The 5,383-nt window shown below is 63.9% G+C and carries 5 protein-coding genes; 1 reads left to right on the forward strand and 4 read right to left on the reverse strand.

Annotated elements, in window-relative coordinates; genetic code table 11:
- Positions 1-60 precede the first annotated feature (60 nt).
- The 4 genes from BP858_RS08060 to tfrA form a co-directional block, all read right to left on the reverse strand.
- On the reverse strand, positions 61-204 hold the full coding sequence (locus BP858_RS08060; RefSeq protein WP_281767235.1) for a hypothetical protein: 144 nt from the start codon (positions 202-204) through the stop codon (positions 61-63).
- Positions 201-620: a type VII toxin-antitoxin system MntA family adenylyltransferase antitoxin gene (mntA, locus tag BP858_RS08065; protein ID WP_074174720.1), complete on the reverse strand. Its 420-nt coding sequence runs from the start codon at positions 618-620 to the stop codon at positions 201-203. Before mntA ends, BP858_RS08060 begins: the two co-directional genes overlap by 4 nt.
- Positions 621-930: 310 nt before the next feature.
- Positions 931-2,394, reverse strand: a complete 1,464-nt coding sequence (tfrB, locus tag BP858_RS08070; RefSeq protein ID WP_062261084.1) for a fumarate reductase (CoM/CoB) subunit TfrB — start codon at positions 2,392-2,394, stop codon at positions 931-933.
- Complete coding sequence (tfrA, locus tag BP858_RS08075; protein ID WP_286879251.1) at positions 2,391-4,025, reverse strand: fumarate reductase (CoM/CoB) subunit TfrA; 1,635 nt, start codon at positions 4,023-4,025, stop codon at positions 2,391-2,393. Before tfrA ends, tfrB begins: the two co-directional genes overlap by 4 nt.
- Before the next feature lie 72 nt (positions 4,026-4,097).
- Here tfrA and BP858_RS08080 point away from each other — a divergent pair.
- A partial coding sequence (locus BP858_RS08080; protein ID WP_286879252.1) for an aspartate kinase occupies positions 4,098-5,383 on the forward strand: 1,286 nt, incomplete at its 3' end.

A 5,383-nucleotide genomic window follows, 5' to 3' on the forward strand; every position in this document is an offset into this window, starting at 1 on the left:
GTGAAAGTGAAGAAGGGGCGCCGCGAATCCCCTCCCCCCTTGCGGAGGGAGCCCTCCCGCTCATGCCCCGCGAGCCCCGCAGAGGTAGAAGACCATATTCCGGGTATCCCGGTCGGAGAAGAACTGCTCACGCGGGATGCGCTGATACCGTTCCCAGTCTCGCAACGCATCCTGCAGTTCCTGCATGGGGCGGAGTACCCTCATTGTCCCACCGGCGCAAGAAGCGCCCTGTTCATCCTGTCGTAGAGATACTTGAGGTCGAGATACTTCGCCAGTACATCGGCCTCGAATGCGACCCGCACGTTCTCGTCCCGGGCAAAAACGACCTGCCCTGTTTTCACCACTTCGTACTGGAACTCTACAGGTGCCGTGTTGAGGACCCGGAGATCCACCTCATATCTTGGTGTAATGCATCGCTCCAGGTCGGATGCGATCCTCATGGCATACTTAAAGAGTTCATATGGTGTGCGTTCCCCGGCAACGAGTAGCCCTATGTCGATGTCGTTAAAATCGTTTCGCACAAGGAATGAGCCATAGAGGTAACCCAGCAGGAGGTCCTCGACGCCGGAGAGGCACCGGCTGATCTCGTTTACCATGCGTTCTTTATCAAGTTCGCTCATCGTTCCTCCCAGGCCATCCGGGGACGCAATGGCTGTACCTGATACTAGACTCGCATGGTAACTGCATAAAAGTAGCGCCAATTTCAAGGCGCAGGAGGGGTCGGCCCATCCGGAAGTCGTGACCGGCCTTGTTGCCGCATGCGTAGCGTGTGGCCTCGTCGGTAACCCTTCTTCTCATCGTGGCCTTCGCGTGAATTTGAGGTAGCGATGACGGTAACGCCTTAGGATTTTCGTGAACTACCCCGTCCTGAAGGTCGGGGTCTTCCCGCTCACGCCGCCGACGAGCCCCGCAGAGATAAAAGAGATGGATTTACGCGGAGTCCTTCTGCTCCGCGTCCTTCTTCCGGTAGCCCTCGAGGAGGACCGTCACCAGGTTCTTCACGGGCACATCCGTGCAGTCGGCGATGTGGAACTCGCAGAACGGGCAGACCGTCACCACCACGTCAGCGCCGGTCGCCTTCACGGCCGCATCACGCTTCGCCCCGAGCGCCTTTGCCTCCTCTGGCACCCCCGAGCGGACACCGCCGCCGGCCCCGCAGCACTGTGAGGGCATCTCCACGAACTCCCCAACAGCCTCGCGAAGAAGTGCCCGCGGCTCCTCGCTGATCCCCTGGCCCCGGAGGAGGTGGCAGGGGTCGTGGTAGGTCGCCGTGATATCGAGTTTCGCCGGGGGCTCGATCCCGTACTCGGTGAGGACCTCGGTGACATCCTTCACCGTGAACGGCGTCTCATAATCGTTCTTCAACGTCGCCCCGCACCCGGCGCAGATCGTCATCACGGTCTCGATCCCCCGGTCGGCGAAGGCCTTGATGTTCTTCTGCTTCAGGTCATCGACAAACGACGTCTGCCCGGTCCTGATCAGCGGCGAGCCGCAGCAGACCTGATCGTGGGGGACGATCACCCGGATACCGTTGCGCTTCATGACCTCCATCGCGTCGAGCGCAGTCTGCGGCACCCGGCCGTTGAACATGCACCCGACAAAGAACCCGACCTCTCCGCGGACGGGACCGTCGGGCTCGATCACCTCCGGCACCTGCTCTAAAAACGTCGGCACTGTCCGCTCGACGCTTCTTCCTGTCTCCTGCACCATCTTCGCCACCTCCTGGTGGCGGGGCAGGGTCAGCCCGCGCCGGTTCGCAAGTTCCCTGAGTTTCTCGATCGCTTTCCCCGGGACATCGATCTCCTTCGGGCAGACCTCCAGGCACCGCTTGCAGGTCGTGCAGTAGAAGAGCCCCTTCTCGATGGCGTCGCCGATCCGGTCCCCCGAGTCTCGGGGGTCGAGGGCGAGGCGCATCTCCTGCCGGAGCACCGTCGGCCCGGCGAACTCGGTCACCTGGAGCGCCGGGCATGCCGATACACAGCAGAGGCACTCGATACAGTCCCGGAGCGGCTTGATCGCCTCGATCTCCTCCTTCGCCGGGAGCCCCGCGTCCGGTGCCGGGCATATCCGGGCGATCTTTGCTATCACCGGCCCCATATCCACAGTCAGGTCTTTTAAGACCGGGAGGTCCAGCGGCTCGACCGTCATACCGTCGCGGGCCTCCTCCATGCAGGCAAGAACGGGCGTCCCGTCCACCTGGACAGCACAGCTCCCGCACTGCCCCGACCCGCAACAGTAACGGTAGGCGAGCGTCGGGTCGTGGTCGTCGTGGACCGCGTGGAGGGCGTGGAGCACCCGGGCGCCCTCGTTGACCCGGACCGTATACTCCTCAACGTGAGGCTCAGCGTCCTCGGCAGGGTCGTAGCGGGAGACCCGGAGCGTGATCTCTCTCATGCCGCCACCTCCCGCTGCTCGATCCCTTCCCGCGCAAGCGAGACGTAGGTGTGCCCGAACGGCGACTTTGCCGGCTCCCAGGTGGTGGTCTCCTTATCGTTCCTGACGTGAGCCCCCCGGTTCTCGGGTCGCAGCAGGGCGCACCTGATGATCAGGGATGCCGTGGTGCACATGTTCCTGACCGTGCAGCACTCCGGGATGTTCACAGTCGATGCTGCGAAGAGCCGGCGGTCGGCAAGCCTCTTGACGCTCGTAAGCGCCGTCGCAAGGTCGGGCGAGTTTCTGAAGATCCCGGCATGGTTCCACATCGTGAGTTTCAGGTCCTTCCTGACCGCAGCGGGGCTTATCGCCCCCTCGAAGAAGTCGTCGAGCATCCCGAGTTCTGCCTCAATCCAGGCCTCATCGACCCGGCCGCTCCGTTCAGGCGACTTCCCGGCAAACTCCCCTGCCCGCTTCCCGAAGACCTGCGTATCGGCAAGCGCGTTCCCGCCGAGACGGTTCGCGCCGTGCACCCCGCCGGCCACCTCGCCGCAGGCGAAGAGCCCCGGGACGGTCGTCCGGCACTCTGGCGTGATCCGGAGGCCGCCCATGATGTGATGAGCGGTTGGCGCCACCTCCATCGGCTCCTTCCTGATATCCACGCCGAAGGCGAGGAACTGTTCGAGCATCACCGGGAGCCGGGTCTCGATCCGCTCCGCGGGGAGGTGCGTCACGTCCAGGTAGACCCCGCCGCGCTTCGTCCCCCGTCCCTCCAGCACCTCGGTCGCGATCGCCCGGGCCACAACGTCCCGGGTGGAGAGTTCCATCCGGTCGGGGTCGTAGCGCTTCATGAACCGTTCCCGTCGCGCGTTTAAGAGGATCCCTCCCTCCCCCCGGACCGCCTCGGTCACCAGCCGGCCGCGGGCGTCGTAGGGGTAGACCGCACCCGTGGGGTGGAACTGGACCATCTCCATATCGATCAGTTCCGCCCCGGCCCGGTAGGCCATGGCAAATCCGTCGCCGGTCCCGGCGGCTGAGTTCGTGGAGATATCATAGATCTGTGTCCCTCCGCCGGTCGCAAGCACCGTGGCGTCCGACCGGAAGAGGATGACCTCCCCTTCCCGGTCCAGGGCGATCGCACCGGCGACTGCACCGTTCTCATCCTTGACGAGGTCAACGACCGTAACCTCGTTGTAGAGTTGCGTATCGGTCGCATCAAGGCGGTCAAGGAGGGTCATCATCATCTCGTGGCCGGTCCGGTCTCCGGCGTAGCAGGTCCTCGGGAACCGCTGCCCGCCGAACGGCCGCTGCGCCACCTGTCGGTCATCGGTGACGTCAAAGACCGCACCCCACCGGACGAGATCTCTCAGGCGCTCCGGCGCCTCGCGGACCAGCACGTCCACCAGGGCCGGGTCGTTCAGGTACGCTCCACCGGAGAGCGTATCTTCGCGATGGACCTCGATAGAGTCCAGGTCCCGCAGAACGGCGTTGAAGCCGCCTTCTGCCATCGTCGTACACCCTCCTTTGCCGGCGATGGTCTTGGAGGCCAGGACCACGCTGCCGTACCGGGAAGCCTCGATGGCGGCCCGCACCCCGGCGCCGCCGCTCCCGATAACCAGCACGTGAGCGTCCACAATCTCGTCTACAAGCATCTTATTAGTCAGTGCGTTGTATAATACCATAAAGTAATTGCAGGGGACGAGTGAGCCAGAATGAGGCTTTTAATGAAATTTGGCGGCACATCCGTTGGGGAAGCAGACTGTATCCAACGGGTTGCAGATATCATAGAACCACACCATGCAGCGGGTGACGAGGTTGCGCTGGTTGTATCGGCGTGCTCCGGAGTTACCGACCAGATCATCGCGATGGCCGATGAGGTCGTGAAGAGCAAGAAACAGCCCCCGGTCGGGACATTTCTTGCGGCGATGCGGACCCGGCACACCCGGCTCCTTGCCGAGGTCGCCCCCGACTACGTCGACGAGGTGACGGCGGTCATCGAGGACCGGCTCGGCCGGCTGCAGAACATCCTCGCCGCAGTATACACCTTAAAGGAACTGACTCCCCGGTCCCGCGACTACATCATATCCTTCGGGGAACGGCTCTCGGCCCCGATCGTGAGCGCCGCTCTCCGCCAGCGCGGTATTCCCTCGGTCGTCCTCGACGGCGCCGAGGCCGGGATCATCACGACGGCAAACCACGGGGACGCCCGTGCCCTCCCGGCGAGCGAGTCGAGCATCAGGAGCCGGGTCGTGCCGCTGCTCGCCGACTCCGTCCCGGTGATCATGGGTTTCATGGGAGCGACCGAGCAGGGTGTGACCACCACGCTCGGGCGGAGCGGTTCTGACTACTCGGCCGCCATCATCGGCGCCGGTATCGATGCCGACGAGATCTGGATCTGGACCGACGTCGACGGGGTGATGACATCGGATCCCCGGATCATCAAAGATGCCCGGGTGCTCGACGACATCTCCTACCTCGAGGTGATGGAACTCTCCTACTTCGGCGCCAAGGTGCTCCACCCGCGCTCGGTCGAACCCGCGATGCAGAAGGATATCCCGATCCGGGTCAGGAACACCTTCAGGCCCGAGTGCCCCGGGACGCTCATCCTCCGCAAAGAGCACCTGGAGAAGCGAGTGGTCAAGGCCATCGCCCTGATCGAGAAGGTGGCCCTGGTCAACATCAACGGTGCGCAGATGATCGGCCGCCCCGGCGTCGCACGGATGATCTTTGAGGCGCTCGCTCTCCGGGAGGTGAACGTCATGATGATCTCGCAGGGCTCCTCTGAAGCAAACATCTCGGTCATCATCGACGAGTCTCACCTGGATGCCGCCATGTGCGCGCTCACCCCGATCGTGAAGCAGGGCACTGTGCGCGAGGTCACCTACGACCGGGACGTCGCCGCGGTCGCTGTCGTGGGCGCCGGGATGGCCGGAACCCCCGGCACGGGGGGGAGGATCTTCTCGGCGCTCGGCCAGGCCGGGATCAACGTCATGATGATCTCGCAGGGCTC

This window comes from Methanoculleus sp. UBA413 (assembly GCF_002502935.1).
Lineage (GTDB): Archaea > Halobacteriota > Methanomicrobia > Methanomicrobiales > Methanoculleaceae > Methanoculleus > Methanoculleus bourgensis.

Bases quoted from the DNA above. Each gene is read 5' to 3' on its own strand.
- BP858_RS08060 (WP_281767235.1), bottom strand. From the start codon at position 204: ATGAGGGTACTCCGCCCCATGCAGGAACTGCAGGATGCGTTGCGAGAC.
- mntA (WP_074174720.1), bottom strand. From the start codon at position 620: ATGAGCGAACTTGATAAAGAACGCATGGTAAACGAGATCAGCCGGTGC.
- tfrB (WP_062261084.1), bottom strand. From the start codon at position 2,394: ATGAGAGAGATCACGCTCCGGGTCTCCCGCTACGACCCTGCCGAGGAC.
- tfrA (WP_286879251.1), bottom strand. From the start codon at position 4,025: ATGCTTGTAGACGAGATTGTGGACGCTCACGTGCTGGTTATCGGGAGC.